At 69.5% G+C, this 16,710-nt stretch carries 11 protein-coding genes; 9 read left to right on the top strand and 2 right to left on the bottom strand.

Annotated features, from left to right (window positions below; genetic code table 11):
* Positions 1 to 3: 3 nt before the first annotated feature.
* The 9 genes from nusG to B124_RS28330 all read left to right on the top strand — a co-directional run bounded on the left by nusG (position 4) and on the right by B124_RS28330 (position 13,909).
* The gene (gene nusG / locus B124_RS28370; protein ID WP_496505832.1) at positions 4 to 957 is read left to right on the top strand and encodes a transcription termination/antitermination protein NusG; all 954 of its coding nucleotides are present in this window, start codon (positions 4 to 6) and stop codon (positions 955 to 957) included.
* Positions 958 to 1,126: 169 nt separating this feature from the next.
* Entirely contained in the window at positions 1,127 to 1,561 is a 435-nt protein-coding gene (gene rplK, locus B124_RS28365) for a 50S ribosomal protein L11 (RefSeq protein ID WP_018834878.1), read from the top strand.
* 94 nt (positions 1,562 to 1,655) lie between these two features.
* Positions 1,656 to 2,372 carry a 50S ribosomal protein L1 gene (rplA, locus tag B124_RS28360; RefSeq protein WP_496505831.1) on the top strand — a complete coding sequence of 239 codons (717 nt, stop codon included), beginning with the start codon at positions 1,656 to 1,658 and terminating at the stop codon, positions 2,370 to 2,372.
* A gap of 168 nt (positions 2,373 to 2,540) precedes the next feature.
* A complete protein-coding gene (locus tag B124_RS28355) occupies positions 2,541 to 3,440 on the top strand; it encodes an SCO4651 family lipoprotein (RefSeq protein ID WP_496505830.1) in 900 nt (299 codons plus the stop codon).
* A gap of 74 nt (positions 3,441 to 3,514) precedes the next feature.
* Positions 3,515 to 4,399: an SCO4651 family lipoprotein gene (locus B124_RS28350; protein WP_496505829.1), complete on the top strand. Its 885-nt coding sequence runs from the start codon at positions 3,515 to 3,517 to the stop codon at positions 4,397 to 4,399.
* A 313-nt stretch (positions 4,400 to 4,712) separates the two neighbouring features.
* Positions 4,713 to 5,267, top strand: a complete 555-nt coding sequence (gene rplJ / locus B124_RS28345) for a 50S ribosomal protein L10 (protein WP_496505828.1) — start codon at positions 4,713 to 4,715, stop codon at positions 5,265 to 5,267.
* Positions 5,268 to 5,365: 98 nt separating this feature from the next.
* A complete protein-coding gene (gene rplL, locus B124_RS28340; protein ID WP_496505827.1) occupies positions 5,366 to 5,755 on the top strand; it encodes a 50S ribosomal protein L7/L12 in 390 nt (129 codons plus the stop codon).
* A gap of 600 nt (positions 5,756 to 6,355) precedes the next feature.
* Positions 6,356 to 9,841, top strand: a complete 3,486-nt coding sequence (gene rpoB, locus B124_RS28335; RefSeq protein WP_496505826.1) for a DNA-directed RNA polymerase subunit beta — start codon at positions 6,356 to 6,358, stop codon at positions 9,839 to 9,841.
* Between the two features lie 126 nt (positions 9,842 to 9,967).
* Positions 9,968 to 13,909 (top strand): DNA-directed RNA polymerase subunit beta', encoded by a 3,942-nt coding sequence (locus B124_RS28330; protein ID WP_496505825.1) that lies wholly within the window; start codon positions 9,968 to 9,970, stop codon positions 13,907 to 13,909.
* A gap of 79 nt (positions 13,910 to 13,988) precedes the next feature.
* Here the strand turns inward: B124_RS28330 and B124_RS28325 are convergent, their stop codons facing one another.
* On the bottom strand, positions 13,989 to 15,323 hold the full coding sequence (locus B124_RS28325) for a M48 family metalloprotease (protein ID WP_496505824.1): 1,335 nt from the start codon (positions 15,321 to 15,323) through the stop codon (positions 13,989 to 13,991).
* Positions 15,320 to 16,675, bottom strand: coding sequence for a hypothetical protein (locus B124_RS28320; protein WP_496505823.1), 1,356 nt, complete (start codon positions 16,673 to 16,675; stop codon positions 15,320 to 15,322). The genes B124_RS28325 and B124_RS28320 overlap by 4 nt, the downstream gene beginning before the upstream one ends.
* Positions 16,676 to 16,710 lie beyond the last annotated feature (35 nt).

The raw sequence follows: 16,710 nt of genomic DNA, 5'->3' as shown, positions 1-16,710 counted from the left end.
ACCGTGTCTGACCCGAACCTGAACGACGCAGTCGCGACCGACGAGGTTGCCGGCGCTGCGCAGGCAGAGCCTGCCGAGCAGGTGGGGGCGGCCGGACCCGAAGACGCCGAGGCGGTCGGGGCCGAGGAGACCGCGGACGCCGCTGACTCCGGGGAACCCGCGGACGCCGAGGACGCCGAGAACTCCGAAGACTCCGAGGACGGCGCCGGGAGCGCCGCCGGCGAGACGGCCGAGGACACCGGGGACGAGGACGAGGAGCCCGGCGAGGCGGACGCCGCCGCTGAGGCCGCCGAGGAAGCCGAGCCGGCTGAACCGGCTGAACCGGCAGAGGAGGCCGTCGACCCCGTCGAGGCGCTCCGCCAGGAGCTGCGCGGCCTGCCCGGCGAGTGGTACGTGATCCACACCTACGCGGGCTACGAGAAGCGGGTCAAGGCCAACCTCGAACAGCGCGCCGTCTCCCTGAACGTCGAGGACTTCATCTACCAGGCCGAGGTGCCCGAGGAAGAGGTCGTCCAGATCAAGAACGGCGAGCGCAGGAACGTCCGGCAGAACAAGCTCCCGGGCTACGTCCTGGTGCGGATGGACCTGACGAACGAGTCGTGGGGCGTCGTGCGCAACACCCCGGGCGTCACCGGCTTCGTCGGCAACGCCTACGACCCGTACCCGCTGACGCTCGACGAGATCGTCCGCATGCTCGCCCCGGAGGCCGAGGAGAAGGCCGCCCGCGAGGCCGCGGAGGCCGAGGGCAAGCCGGTGCCGTCCCGCAAGGTCGAGGTGCAGGTGCTCGACTTCGCCGTGGGCGACTCGGTCACCGTCACCGACGGCCCGTTCGCGACGCTGCAGGCGACGATCAACGAGATCAACGCCGACTCGAAGAAGGTCAAGGGCCTGGTGGAGATCTTCGGCCGGGAGACCCCGGTCGAGCTGAGCTTCGACCAGATCCAGAAGAACGACTGAGGGCCCCCGGCCCGCCCCGCTTCCGACCAGGTCAGACGGCTTTGCAGCCGCTCTGACCTGCTCGGTTTCAGGACTCGTACCCGATACGGCTATCGTGGTGCGGTATGCCTCCATCCGGATGATCGGCCGGATCGAGGCGCAAACCTCTCATTCAAGGACCCGGAGAGACATGCCTCCCAAGAAGAAGAAGGTCACGGGGCTGATCAAGCTCCAGATCCAGGCCGGTGCCGCAAACCCGGCCCCGCCGGTCGGCCCCGCGCTGGGCCAGCACGGCGTGAACATCATGGAGTTCTGCAAGGCGTACAACGCCGCGACCGAGTCGCAGCGCGGCTGGGTCATCCCGGTGGAGATCACGGTCTACGAGGACCGCTCGTTCACCTTCATCACCAAGACCCCGCCGGCCGCGAAGATGATCCTCAAGGCCGCGGGTGTGGAGAAGGGCTCCGGCGAGCCGCACAAGACCAAGGTCGCGAAGATCACCCGTGACCAGGTCCGCGAGATCGCCACCACCAAGATGGCCGACCTCAACGCCAACGACCTGGACGCCGCCGAGAAGATCATCGCCGGCACTGCCCGCTCCATGGGCGTCACGGTCGAGGGCTGAGCGCCCCCCGGGGCACCAGCCCCAGCAGCACCCTGTGGCAGGGCCGTGCGCCGGCCCGGACCACGACTCCGTACCGAACACCTCAGGAGCAGCAGTGAAGCGCAGCAAGGCACTCCGCAGCGGCGACGCCAAGGTCGACCGCACGCGGCAGTACGCACCTCTGGAGGCCGTCCGCCTCGCCAAGGAGACGTCCACGACGAAGTTCGACGGCACCGTCGAGGTCGCCATGCGCCTGGGCATCGACCCGCGCAAGGCCGACCAGATGGTCCGCGGCACCGTGAACCTCCCGCACGGCACCGGCAAGACCGCCCGGGTCCTGGTCTTCGCGACCGGTGACCGTGCAGCGGCGGCGGAGGCCGCCGGAGCCGACATCGTCGGCTCCGGCGAGCTGATCGAGGAGGTGCAGAAGGGCCGCCTCGACTTCGACGCGGTCGTCGCCACCCCGGACCTCATGGGCAAGGTCGGCCGGCTCGGGCGGGTCCTCGGCCCGCGCGGTCTGATGCCGAACCCGAAGACCGGCACGGTCACGCCCGACGTGGCCAAGGCCGTCACCGAGATCAAGGGCGGCAAGATCGAGTTCCGCACCGACAAGCACTCCAACCTGCACTTCATCATCGGCAAGACCTCGTTCGACGAGCGTCAGCTGGTGGAGAACTACAGCGCGGCGCTGGAGGAGGTGCTGCGGCTCAAGCCGTCGGCCGCCAAGGGCCGCTACATCAAGAAGGCCACGATCACCACGACGATGGGCCCCGGCATCCCGGTGGACCCCGCGCGGGTGCGCGACCTGATGACGGAGGACGCCGCGGTCTGACGGGCAACGCCCGTTCGACAGCCGCGCATCGACTGTCACGGCCCTGCAACGGGTCGGACCCGGAACGCCCATGGGGCTCCGGGTCCGACCCGTTTCTGGTGTTCACTGACCGTACGGGCAGAACTCCTGCCCGAGTAGAACGACCACCACGAGGGGGCGGGGATTCCCATGCACACGACCGTGAAGCGCGCAGGTGTCTCTCTGGGGGCGGCGCTGCTGCTCGCATTCGCGGCGGCCTGCGGGTCCGACTCCGGCGGCGGTGACGGCGGTTCCGGTGGCGGCGGCAGCGACGGTGGCGGCAACGGGGGCAGCGGGACCGTACGGGGCGCGCAGGCCGCGCTGCAGGCGATCGACGAGAAGACCTCGGGCGCGCAGTCGTCGAAGTTCGAGAGCACCGTGGTCATGGGCGACGCGATGACCACCGAGAACGAGGGCGAACTCGACTGGGCCGACGGCGCGATCGGCACCGCCACCGTGAAGTACACCGAGGGCCAGATGGCTTCCTCGATCCAGATGATGGACGACGACGGCACGCTGGACGCCCGTTACCTGCCGGACGCCTACTACGCGGGCGTCGAGGGCGCGTTCCAGACCCAGTACCCGGGCAAGAACTGGATCCGCTACGACTACGACGACCTGTCGGAGTTCATGGGCCCGTCCGGGGACTACATGAAGGACCAGATGCAGAACAGCACCCCGGGGCAGGCCGTGAAGCTGCTGCTGGCCTCCGAGGACGTCGAGGAGGTCGGCCAGGAGGAGGTGCGCGGCGTGCAGACCACGCACTACTCCGGCACCGTGGACGTCTCCGACCTGGCGCGCGCGTCGTCCAAGACGCTGAGCGAGGAGCAGCTCTCCGACCTGGAGGACCAGCTTGAGGCGTCCGGTATCACCACGCAGACCGTCGACATCTGGGTGGACGACGAGGACCTGATGATCAAGCGCGAGGAGTCCGGGGAGATGACGGGCGGCGAGTTCAGCACCACCGTCTACTACTCGGACTACGGCGTGGACGTGAACGTCGAAGAGCCGTCCGCGGCCGAGAGCATCGACTTCACCGAGATCTCCTAGCGGCCGGCGGACTTGCCGGATCCGCTAGCGTGTTCCCTTCCATGTCCCGGGACATGTGTGCCCGGAGGGAGAGGATGACGATGCGCTCGACGTTCGTACGGGGCGGGGCCGCGCTCGGCGCGGCTGCCCTGGCCCTGACCGCCTTCACCGCCTGCGGCGACGACGACGGAAGCGGGAAGGCAGACGGCAGCAAGGGCGGGAACGCCGGTCAGCCGGTGGACGTCACCCCCGCAGCCGCCGTCCGCAAGGCCACGGAGAAGGCGGAGGACTTCACCTCGGTCGAGTACCGGATGGTCGGCGAGGTGCCCGGCGAGGGCTCCATGGAGGGCACCGGGGCGATCAGCATGGACCCGCCCGCCATGCAGATGAAGATGACGGTGGACGGGGCCACCCCGGACGAGAGCGGCGAGATGGAGATACGTCTCGTCGGTGACGCCATGTACATGAACACCGGCGCCGAGGCCGCCGCCCAGATGGACGGCAAGACCTGGCTCAAGATGAGCATGTCCGAGGACGAGGGCGAGAACCCGCTGCTGGAGCTGGACCAGGCGGAGGAGAACCCCGCCGAGGAAGCCCAGATGATGAACGCGGCCGACGATCTGGAGAGGGTCGGCGAGGAGGAGATCGAGGGCGTGCAGACCACCCGCTACAGCGGCACGGTCACCCTCGACGCCCTCCGCGCGGAGGCGGAGAACGCGGACGGGAAAACGCAGAAGGAGCGCCAGGAGAGGATCGACGACCTGGCGGAGACGGGCATCGACGAGTTCACCATGGACATGTGGATCGACGGCGAGGACCACACCAAGCAGTTCCGCATGCAGGCCGAGACGAAGGAGGGCCCGCTGGACACCACCATGACCTTCCTGAGCTACAACGAGCCCGTCACGGTGGAGGCTCCGCCGGCGTCCGAGACCGCGGACATGAGCGCGGGGATGCAGGAGATCGAGCCCGGCGCGTAGCACCGGACCCGACGTCGCGTACGGCCGGCCGTCCCGGGGCGATTTGCCCGTGGGACGGCCTAGGCCGTACGATTTCCCCTCGTAGCCAAAGACCGCTGGCCGTCGCCGTACACCCGCAGGGGAGTGCGGTGGCCGAAGGCTCCGCGTACACCGCGGACGGCCCGCGCAGGTGAATGAGGAAGACCCTCCCGCCGGGCCCCGTGCCCGTACGGTCGAGTCACGCCCCGTGCGCCTGCGCCGGGGCGTTTGTCGTGTGTGCCGGTCCTCGTGCATCCGAAGGGCGGTCCCATCACCCGGAAGGAGGCTGAGGCTCATGGCGACGCCGGACAAGGTCGAGGCCGTCAAGGAGATCACGGACAAGCTCCGTGGCTCCAACGCGGCCGTCGTGACCGCGTACACCGGACTGAGCGTGGCGCAGCTTAAGGATCTGCGCCGTTCTCTCGGCGAGAACGCACAGTACCGAGTGGTGAAGAACACGCTGACCAAGATCGCGGCGAAGGAGGCCGGGCTCGACCAGCTCGACGAGCACCTCCAGGGTTCGACCGCTGTCGCCTTCGTGACCGGTGACCCGGTCGAGGCGGCCAAGGGGCTGCGTGACTTCGCCAAGGACAACCCCGCGCTGGTCATCAAGGGCGGTGTCCTCGACGGCAAGGCCCTGACCGCCGCGGAGATCAACAAGCTTGCGGACCTCGAGTCCCGTGAGGTGCTGCTCGCCAAGCTGGCCGGTGGCATGAAGGCGTCCATGGCGAAGGCCGCGGCGACCTTCCAGGCCCCGCTGTCGAAGTTCGTCCGCACCGCGGACGCGCTGCGCGACAAGGTCGAGCAGGGCGGTGCCGGTACGCCGGCTCCCGCCGACGCCGCGGAGTAGCAGAAGCGCTCTCCGTGGCTCAGCGGCGCCGCGAACGCCCGCCGCACTGATGCATCAGTACAACCGGCACCAGCCGACTTAGTGGAAGGACCGCCATCATGGCGAAGCTCAGCACCGACGACCTGCTCGCGCAGTTCGAAGAGATGACCCTCATGGAGCTCTCCGACTTCGTCAAGAAGTTCGAGGAGAAGTTCGACGTCGAGGCCGCGGCCCCGGTCGCCGTCGCCGCCGCCGGCCCGGGCGGCGGCGCCGCCGGTGCCGAGGCGGAGCCGGAGAAGGACGAGTTCGACGTCGTCCTCACCGGCGCCGGCGAGAAGAAGATCCAGGTCATCAAGGTCGTGCGCGAGCTGACCTCGCTCGGCCTGAAGGAGGCCAAGGAGCTGGTCGACGGCACGCCGAAGCCGGTTCTGGAGAAGGTCAACAAGGAGGCCGCGGACAAGGCCAAGGAGTCCCTTGAGGGCGCCGGCGCCTCCGTCGAGGTCAAGTGACCTCGTCCCGGCCGGTCGGGGCGCTGTGAGCCGGGACCGCCGGGGCTGACGGCCCGTGAGCCGCAACCGAGGGCGATCACCCATCCGGGTGGTCGCCCTCGCTGCGTTGCCGGGCCGCCCGGCCGGAGCGCTTGCCCCGCGCGCACCTGCGAGTATGGTGATCTTCACCGGCCGGAGCGCGCCGGCATGATCTCCCTGGGGCAGGGGGGCCTTGACGAACGGCCAGCGGCGCGCGATTCTCAGGTCGTCACATCGGTCCGTACTCCGAGGCATGGATCGGTGGCGGAGTGGGAATGGCTTCAAGCGCGAAGGCATCCGGTATTCGGCATAACTTCAGGGGAGGCCCCACGCGAGGGGGGTGCTCCCCAGGCAGGGAGAGATCGACGATTTGCTGGTCTCCAGCCTCCGCTGGACATCAGTGTGGCGAGTCGCTACACTGACCCTTTGCGCTGCCTGTTAACTGCCCCTGCCCGTCACCAGGGGTCTGTCCAGAGCTCGTACGATCTTGAGAGACACGCTTTGACCTGGGCGTTCTCCTCCCCGTGTGGGTTTTGGGACCGGTACGCGCGTAGTGAGTCCGAGCCCTCGGAAGGACCCCTCTTGGCCGCCTCGCGCACCGCCTCGACCGCAAGTACGAACAACGGCGCCAGCACCGCCCCGCTGCGCATCTCTTTCGCGAAGATCAAGGAGCCCCTCGAGGTTCCGAACCTTCTTGCGCTCCAGACCGAGAGCTTCGACTGGCTTCTCGGCAACGACGCCTGGAAGGCTCGTGTCGAGGATGCCCTGGATCACGGACAGGACGTCCCCACGAAGTCCGGCCTCGAGGAGATCTTCGAGGAGATCTCCCCGATCGAGGACTTCTCCGGGTCGATGTCGCTGACCTTCCGCGACCACCGCTTCGAGCCTCCGAAGAACTCCATCGACGAGTGCAAGGAGCGCGACTTCACGTACGCCGCGCCGCTCTTCGTCACCGCCGAGTTCACCAACAACGAGACCGGCGAGATCAAGTCCCAGACGGTCTTCATGGGCGACTTCCCGCTCATGACCGACAAGGGCACCTTCGTGATCAACGGCACCGAGCGTGTCGTGGTCTCGCAGCTCGTCCGGTCCCCGGGTGTCTACTTCGACTCCTCCATCGACAAGACCTCCGACAAGGACATCTTCTCCGTCAAGGTCATCCCCTCCCGGGGTGCCTGGCTGGAGATGGAGATCGACAAGCGCGACATGGTCGGTGTCCGCATCGACCGCAAGCGCAAGCAGTCGGTCACCGTGCTGCTCAAGGCGCTCGGCTGGACGAACGAGCAGATCCTCGAGGAGTTCGGCGAGTACGAGTCCATGCGCGCCACCCTGGAGAAGGACCACACCCAGGGCCAGGACGACGCGCTGCTCGACATCTACCGCAAGCTGCGTCCGGGCGAGCCGCCGACCAAGGAGGCCGCGCAGACGCTGCTGGAGAACCTGTACTTCAACCCCAAGCGCTACGACCTCGCCAAGGTCGGCCGCTACAAGATCAACAAGAAGCTGGGCGCCGCCGCGCCGCTCGACGCCGGCACGCTGACGGTCGAGGACATCATCGCCTCGATCAAGTACCTGGTGAAGCTGCACGCCGGTGAGGTCGAGACCGTCGGGGACAACGGCCAGTCCGTGGTCGTCGAGACCGACGACATCGACCACTTCGGCAACCGCCGCATCCGCAATGTCGGCGAGCTGATCCAGAACCAGGTGCGCACGGGCCTCGCCCGCATGGAGCGCGTCGTGCGCGAGCGCATGACGACCCAGGACGTCGAGGCGATCACGCCGCAGACGCTGATCAACATCCGGCCGGTCGTCGCCTCCATCAAGGAGTTCTTCGGCACCAGCCAGCTGTCGCAGTTCATGGACCAGACGAACCCGCTGTCCGGGCTGACCCACAAGCGCCGGCTCAACGCGCTCGGCCCCGGTGGTCTGTCCCGTGAGCGGGCCGGCTTCGAGGTCCGCGACGTGCACCCGTCGCACTACGGCCGCATGTGTCCGATCGAGACCCCGGAAGGCCCGAACATCGGCCTCATCGGCTCGCTCGCCTCGTACGGCCGGGTCAACGCGTTCGGCTTCATCGAGACCCCGTACCGCAAGGTCGTCGAGGGCATCGTCACCGACGAGGTGCACTACCTGACGGCCGACGAAGAAGACCGCTTCGTCATCGCGCAGGCCAACGCGCCGCTGACGAACGACCTGCACTTCGCCGAGAACCGCGTCCTGGTCCGCCGCCGCGGCGGCGAGATCGACTACATCCCCGGCGACGACGTCGACTACATGGACGTCTCGCCGCGCCAGATGGTGTCGGTCGCCACCGCGATGATCCCGTTCCTGGAGCACGACGACGCCAACCGCGCGCTCATGGGCTCGAACATGATGCGCCAGGCCGTGCCGCTGATCCGGGCCGAGGCCCCGCTGGTGGGCACCGGCATGGAGTACCGCTGCGCGGTCGACGCCGGCGACGTCATCAAGGCCGAGAAGGACGGCGTGGTCCAGGAGGTCTCCGCGGACTACGTCACCGTCGCCAACGACGACGGCACCTACACCACGTACCGCGTCAACAAGTTCCACCGCTCCAACCAGGGCACCTCCTTCAACCAGAAGGTGCTCGTGGACGAGGGCGCCCGCGTCGTCGAGGGCCAGGTGCTCGCCGACGGTCCCTCGACCGACGAGGGCGAGATGGCGCTCGGCAAGAACCTCCTGGTGGCGTTCATGCCGTGGGAGGGCCACAACTACGAGGACGCCATCATCCTCAGCCAGCGCCTCGTGCAGGACGACGTCCTGTCCTCGATCCACATCGAGGAGCACGAGGTCGACGCCCGCGACACCAAGCTGGGCCCCGAGGAGATCACCCGGGACATCCCGAACGTCTCCGAGGAGGTCCTCGCCGACCTCGACGAGCGCGGCATCATCCGCATCGGCGCCGAGGTCGTCGCCGGCGACATCCTGGTCGGCAAGGTCACGCCCAAGGGTGAGACCGAGCTGACCCCGGAGGAGCGGCTGCTGCGCGCGATCTTCGGCGAGAAGGCCCGCGAGGTCCGCGACACGTCCCTGAAGGTGCCGCACGGCGAGACCGGCCGCGTCATCGGCGTCCGCGTCTTCGACCGCGAGGAGGGCGACGAGCTGCCGCCCGGCGTCAACCAGCTCGTCCGCGTCTACGTGGCTCAGAAGCGCAAGATCACCGACGGCGACAAGCTCGCCGGCCGGCACGGCAACAAGGGCGTCATCGCCAAGATCCTGCCGATCGAGGACATGCCGTTCATGGAGGACGGCCACCCGGTCGACATCATCCTCAACCCGCTCGGCGTGCCCTCCCGGATGAACCCGGGCCAGGTGCTGGAGATCCATCTGGGCTGGCTCGCCGCCCAGGGCTGGGACGTCTCCGGCATCAAGGAGGAGTGGGCCGAGCGCCTGCAGGGCATCGGCGCCGACCAGGTCGCCTCCGGTACGAACGTCGCGACGCCGGTCTTCGACGGCGCCCGCGAGGACGAGCTGGCCGGCCTGATCAAGAACACCCTGCCCAACCGCGACGGCGACCGCATGGTGCAGCCGTCCGGCAAGGCACAGCTCTTCGACGGCCGCTCCGGCGAGCCGTTCCCGGAGCCGATCTCCGTCGGCTACATGTACATCCTCAAGCTGCACCACCTCGTGGACGACAAGCTCCACGCCCGGTCCACCGGCCCGTACTCGATGATCACCCAGCAGCCGCTGGGCGGTAAGGCGCAGTTCGGCGGCCAGCGGTTCGGCGAGATGGAGGTGTGGGCCCTGGAGGCGTACGGCGCCGCCTACGCGCTGCAGGAGCTGCTCACCATCAAGTCGGACGACGTGACCGGCCGCGTGAAGGTCTACGAGGCCATCGTCAAGGGCGAGAACATCCCCGAGCCGGGCATCCCCGAGTCCTTCAAGGTGCTCATCAAGGAGATGCAGTCCCTGTGCCTGAACGTGGAGGTGCTCTCCTCCGACGGCATGTCCATCGAGATGCGCGACACGGACGAGGACGTCTTCCGTGCCGCCGAAGAGCTTGGCATCGACCTGTCCCGGCGCGAGCCGAGCAGCGTCGAAGAGGTCTGACGGGTCGGGGAGCGGCTTCCGTCGAAGCCGCTCCCTCCCCCTCGGCCCTGGCGGGCCTGGGTGGTACCCCCACCGCGACCCGCGATCAGACCCATTGACACACGACCCTGAGAGGGATTGACGAGAGTGCTCGACGTCAACTTCTTCGACGAGCTGCGGATCGGCCTGGCGACCGCGGACGACATCCGGACCTGGTCGCACGGCGAGGTCAAGAAGCCCGAGACCATCAACTACCGCACCCTCAAGCCCGAGAAGGACGGCCTCTTCTGCGAGAAGATCTTCGGCCCCACCCGGGACTGGGAGTGCTACTGCGGCAAGTACAAGCGCGTCCGCTTCAAGGGCATCATCTGTGAGCGCTGCGGCGTCGAGGTGACCCGCGCCAAGGTGCGCCGTGAGCGGATGGGCCACATCGAGCTGGCCGCGCCCGTCACGCACATCTGGTACTTCAAGGGCGTTCCGTCGCGCCTGGGCTACCTGCTCGACCTGGCTCCGAAGGACCTGGAGAAGGTCATCTACTTCGCCGCCTACATGATCACGTGGGTGGACGACGAGCGCCGCCAGCGCGACCTGTCGTCGCTGGAGGCCCAGATCTCCGTCGAGCGCCAGCAGATCGAGCAGCGCCGCGACGGCGACCTGGAGGCCCGGGCCAAGAAGCAGGAAGCCGACCTGGCCGAGCTGGAGGCCGAGGGCGCCAAGGCCGACGTGCGCCGCAAGGTGCGCGAGGGCGGCGAGCGCGAGATGAAGCAGCTCCGCGACCGGGCCCAGCGCGAGCTGGACCGCCTGGACGAGGTGTGGAACCGCTTCAAGAACCTCAAGGTCCAGGACCTGGAGGGCGACGAGCTGCTCTACCGCGAGCTGCGCGACCGCTTCGGCACGTACTTCCAGGGCGGCATGGGCGCCGCGGCGCTGCAGAAGCGCCTGGAGTCCTTCGACCTGGACGAGGAGGCGGAGAAGCTCCGCGAGATCATCCGTACCGGCAAGGGCCAGAAGAAGACCCGCGCCCTGAAGCGGCTGAAGGTCGTCTCCGCGTTCCAGCACACCCGCAACAGCCCCAACGGCATGGTGCTGGACTGCGTCCCGGTGATCCCGCCGGACCTGCGTCCGATGGTGCAGCTCGACGGTGGGCGCTTCGCGACCTCCGACCTGAACGACCTGTACCGCCGCGTCATCAACCGCAACAACCGGCTGAAGCGGCTGCTCGACCTCGGCGCGCCCGAGATCATCGTCAACAACGAGAAGCGCATGCTGCAGGAGGCCGTCGACGCGCTGTTCGACAACGGCCGCCGCGGCCGGCCGGTGACCGGTCCGGGCAACCGCCCGCTGAAGTCGCTGTCCGACATGCTCAAGGGCAAGCAGGGCCGCTTCCGGCAGAACCTGCTCGGCAAGCGCGTCGACTACTCGGCCCGTTCCGTCATCGTCGTCGGCCCGCAGCTCAAACTGCACCAGTGCGGCCTGCCCAAGGCCATGGCGCTGGAGCTCTTCAAGCCGTTCGTGATGAAGCGCCTGGTGGACCTGAACCACGCGCAGAACATCAAGAGCGCCAAGCGCATGGTCGAGCGCGGCCGTACGGTCGTGTACGACGTGCTGGAAGAGGTCATCGCCGAGCACCCGGTGCTGCTGAACCGGGCGCCGACGCTGCACCGCCTCGGCATCCAGGCGTTCGAGCCGCAGCTCGTCGAGGGCAAGGCCATCCAGATCCACCCGCTCGTCTGCACCGCGTTCAACGCGGACTTCGACGGCGACCAGATGGCCGTCCACCTGCCGCTGTCCGCGGAGGCGCAGGCCGAGGCCCGCATCCTCATGCTGTCCTCGAACAACATCCTCAAGCCGGCCGACGGCCGGCCGGTGACCATGCCCACCCAGGACATGGTGCTCGGGCTGTTCTTCCTCACCACCGACGAGATCGAGGGTGAGATGAAGGGCGAGGGCCGCTCGTTCGCGTCGGTCGCCGAGGCGATCATGGCCTTTGACTCCGGTGAGCTGTCGCTCCAGGCGAGCGTCGACATCCGCTTCCCCGTCGGCTCGGTGCCGCCGCGCGGCTGGACGCCGCCGGTGCCCGAAGCACAGGACGACGGCGTCGGGGCAGGTGCCGTCGGGGCCGGGGCGGCCGACTCGGACTGGCAGCCGGGCGACCCGTTCCGGCTGCGTACGACCCTGGGTCGCGCGCTCTTCAACGAGCTGCTGCCCGAGGACTACCCGTTCATCCACTACACGGTGGGCAAGAAGCAGCTCTCCGAGATCGTCAACGACCTCGCTGAGCGCTACCCGAAGGTCCTCGTCGCGCAGACCCTGGACAACCTGAAGTCCTCGGGCTTCTACTGGGCCACCCACTCCGGCGTCACCATCGCCATCTCGGACGTCGTCGTGCCGGAGGCGAAGAAGGAGATCATCGCCGGGTACGAGGCTCAGGACGAGAAGGTCCAGAAGCAGTACGAGCGCGGCCTGATCACCAAGGACGAGCGCACCCAGGAGCTCATCGCGATCTGGACCAAGGCGACCAACGAAGTCGCCGAGGCCATGAACGAGAACTTCCCGAAGACCAACCCGATCTTCATGATGGTCAACTCGGGTGCGCGCGGAAACATGATGCAGATGCGTCAGATCGCGGGCATGCGCGGTCTGGTGTCCAACGCCAAGAACGAGACCATCCCGCGGCCGATCAAGTCCTCGTTCCGCGAGGGCCTGTCCGTGCTGGAGTACTTCATCTCCACGCACGGCGCCCGCAAGGGTCTCGCCGACACCGCGCTGCGCACCGCCGACTCGGGTTACCTGACCCGGCGTCTGGTGGACGTCTCGCAGGACGTGATCATCCGCGAGGAGGACTGCGGCACCGACCGCGGCCTGAAGCTGGAGATCGCGTCGCCCGGCGCCGACGGCGCGCTGCGCAAGGCCGAGGACGCCGAGACCTCGGTGTACGCGCGCTGCCTCGCCGAGGACATCGTCGTCGACGGCAAGGTGCTGGCCCCGGCCGGCACCGACCTGGGCGACGTGCTCATCGACGAGCTGATCCGCCACGGCGTGGCGACGGTCAAGACCCGCTCGGTGCTCACCTGCGAGTCCGCCGTCGGCACCTGCGCCATGTGCTACGGCCGTTCGCTGGCCACCGGCAAGCTGGTGGACATCGGCGAGGCCGTGGGCATCATCGCCGCCCAGTCCATCGGCGAGCCCGGCACCCAGCTGACGATGCGCACCTTCCACACCGGCGGTGTGGCGGGTGAGGACATCACCCAGGGTCTGCCGCGTGTCGTCGAGCTCTTCGAGGCCCGTACGCCCAAGGGCGTGGCGCCGATCTCGGAGGCCGCGGGCCGGGTGCGGATCGAGGAGACGGAGAAGACCAAGAAGGTCGTCGTCACCCCCGACGACGGTTCCGACGAGGTCGCGTACGGCGTGTCCAAGCGCGCCCGTCTCACCGCCGGCGAGGGCGACCACGTCGAGGTCGGCCAGAAGCTGACCGTGGGTACCGAGAACCCGCACGACGTGCTGCGCATCCTCGGCCAGCGGGCCGTGCAGGTCCACCTGGTCGGCGAGGTGCAGAAGGTCTACAACAGCCAGGGCGTGTCCATCCACGACAAGCACATCGAGATCATCATCCGGCAGATGCTGCGCCGGGTGACGATCATCGAGTCCGGCGACGCGGAGCTGCTGCCGGGCGAGCTGGTCGAGCGCTCGAAGTTCGAGCAGGAGAACCGCCGCGTGGTGGCCGAGGGCGGCCAGCCGGCCTCCGGCCGTCCGCAGCTCATGGGCATCACGAAGGCGTCGCTGGCCACCGAGTCGTGGCTGTCGGCGGCGTCGTTCCAGGAGACGACCCGGGTGCTGACCGACGCGGCGATCAACGCCAAGTCGGACTCCCTGATCGGCCTCAAGGAGAACGTGATCATCGGCAAGCTGATCCCGGCCGGTACGGGCCTGTCCCGCTACCGCAACATCCGGGTGGAGCCCACCGAGGAGGCCAAGGCCGCGATGTACTCGACCGTCGGCTACGACGACATCGACTACTCGCCCTTCGGCACCGGCTCCGGCCAGGCGGTCCCGCTGGAGGACTACGACTACGGCCCGTACAACCAGTAACGGCGCCCGCGTCACCGCACGGCCCGCAGGGCGGCTCTCCCCCGGAGAGCCGCCCTGCGGCGTTTTTCGCCTCGGCGCGCTAGCGGCGGTGGCCTTCGGTGTACATCCGAAGGTGGTGGAGGCGGGTGTGGTAGTCGGGATGGGAGTCGAGGAGACGGCGCAGCAGGCCCTCCCTGGGCGCCATGTGCGGGCCGTGGGGTGCGGCCGCGGACTGGGGCGGGGGTGGGGGCGGAGGCGGCGGTGGGGGCGGGGGTGCCACGGGCGTGCCGTACGGAGGCGTGGGTGCGCCCGGCGGCATCCGCGGCACGCCCGTCGTGCCCGTCGTGCGCGGCGGGCCCGGCCAGGCGCCGTGCGCCGGGCGGGCCGCCTGCCGCGCCGCGGTCTCAGCCTCGTGCGTCTGCGTGAGGACGTCGGCCAGCACGGGCCCGAAGCCGAGCGCCGCCGCGTGCCGGTCGGCGCGCAGCTCGGCCCGCCGGCTGACCGCCGCGATCAGCCAGGGTATGGCGACGATCAGCAGCGGCAGCCCGTAGAAGTCGTCGATCGTCACGAACGCCATCCCGCCGAAGACGAGCACGGCGATCCCCACCACGACGCAGCCGCAGCCGGGCGCGAGGGAGAACACGCTGCCGACGACGGCGCGGAGCAGCCGCCAGGCCAGCCGGCCGGGCAGCGCGTACCAGTAGCCCAGCAGCGAGGACCAACTGTGGCCGCCCACGTGGTGCCCCAGCTCGTGGGCGAGGACGGCCGCGAGATGGCGGGGCGGCAGATGGTGCACGGCGTAGCCGGTGACGCCGACGATGTGCCCGGCCGCCGCGACGGCGTTCAGGTCCCGGGAGTCCTCGATCCACAGCCGGTAGCTCCTGCCCTCCACTCCGCCGCGCGCCGTCACCTCCCGCCAGACCGGGGCGAGTTTCGCGTCCTCGGCGGCGGTGGGGTAGCGCAGCCCGAGCAGCCGGCGGGCGAGCAGGTCCTCGGTGGGGCGGTGGAAGACGAGCAGGCCGCTGGCGAGCCAGGCGACGACCAGCAGCCAGGCCATGCCGCCGAAGAGGAGTGAGACAAGGCCCACGACGATGAGGCTGGCGAGGAAGTTGGGGATGTGGAGGGCGAGGTTGCCGAGCGCGGCGGCGTCTGCGCCACGCTGGCGCTGGGCGATGTGGACGCGGCGGCGGGTGAAGAGATCGTCGTCGGTCTGCGGGGTCGGACCGGGGCCGGGCACGGGGTCCGGCGGGGGCTCGGCACCGCCGGGAGGTGCGGCGGCGGGCGCCGGCTCGGGGCGTACGGGCTCCTGTTCGCTGCCGGGGTACGGAGGCGGCTGCTCGCCGGGGTAGGGCGGCGGCTGTTCGCCCGGGTAGGCCGGGGGCTGCTCGTCCGGGTGCGGGGGCGGCTGCCGGGTCGGGTCGGTCGGCTCGCTCATCGGTCGGCGCCCTCCTCCGCGGCCTCGTCCTCCGGCGCCGCGGGAGCCGCGTCCGACGGCTCGGGCGTCCGCTCCGGTGGCCGCGGGCCGAGGGGCGGCGCCGCAGGTGGTGCGGTCGGCGGCGCGGCCGGCGGGCCGGGGACCGGCGGCGGGGCGCCGGGCATCTGCGGCAGCGTTCCGTAGCCGGCGGGCGGCTGCCAGTCGGACGCCGGTACGGGGCTGGGGCCGGGCTGCCCGGCCGCCTCCGGGGCGTTCGTGCCGGGCTCGCCGGGGGCCCCGGGACGCCGCTGGGCGAGGATCTGCTTGACCGTCTCCAGCGCGAGCTTCTTGGGCCCCTCCAGCTCGTACTCCTCGACGTCCCCCTTCCCGCCGAGCAGTTGGACGACCAGGTCCTTCTGCGTCTCGATGAGCGCCAGCTCGTCCTGGCGCAGGTTCTCCATCACCAGCCGCGAGTCCTCGGGGTGGTGCGATAGGTGCATGGCCAGAGCGGTGGCGCCGCCCTTCTCCAGATGCCACCGGTAGAACTCGATCTTCTCCTTCTCCAGCCGCTGCAGCTCCACGGCCTGCCGCTGCGCCTGGACGTTCTGCGCGTGCTGCCAGCCGAGCTGCTTGGACGCCAGCTCGTGATGCTGCTCGCCGTAGGACATGGCGCGCTCCAGCTCCAGCGAGTCCCGCGCCCGGAGCCGGATGTTCTCCTCCCGGTCGGTCTCCGTGCCGCGCCGGGACCGCTGCACGCTCTCCGCTGCGTCGTGGTCGATGGACTGCAGCCGCTGCTGGTGGGCGATGTTCGCGCCGTCGCGCCGCACGCGGACGGTCCAGTCGACGCGCAGCCCCGCATCCTCGCCGAGCGGGCCGCGGTCGTAGAGCGCCCGCAGCACGGCCCGTTCGGCATCGGCGCTGTGGTCGATGGCGAAGCCGCGCGCCACCGGGCGGGCGGCCTCGCGCAGCCGGCCGAGGAGGAGGGCGGGGACGTCCCGGTGGCCGCTGGTGACGAACCGCGCCGGGTCGGTCACCTGCCAGAACAATTCGGCCTCGACACCGAACTCGAACGCGTCGTTGTCGCTCGGCAGGTTCAGCTCGGCGTTGACGGGATGCCGCCCCATGTCCACCTCGTACACGGCCGTGTAGCGGCGGGCCGCCGCCTCCGTGCGGCTCGGCCGGTTCGGCGGGACGAACACGTCGTAGCCGCCGTCGGCGGTGGCGAACACGAGCGCGTGGTCGATACGGGTCGGTGGCTTGCGGGCGACGAACTCCAGGCGGGAAAGCTGTCGTACGGTCAGGACGGGATCGATGAGGGCCGTGTGCCTGTCGGCCTGCTGGTCCCAGTCGGGTGGGCGGCGAAACTCGTGCATGGATGCCTTTCGGTGTGGCGGCCGTGCGGGCCGCG

Source organism: Streptomyces sp. CNP082 (assembly GCF_059570535.1).
Note: the sequence above shows the minus strand (reverse complement) of the source record. Positions and strands in the feature narration are given on the sequence as shown.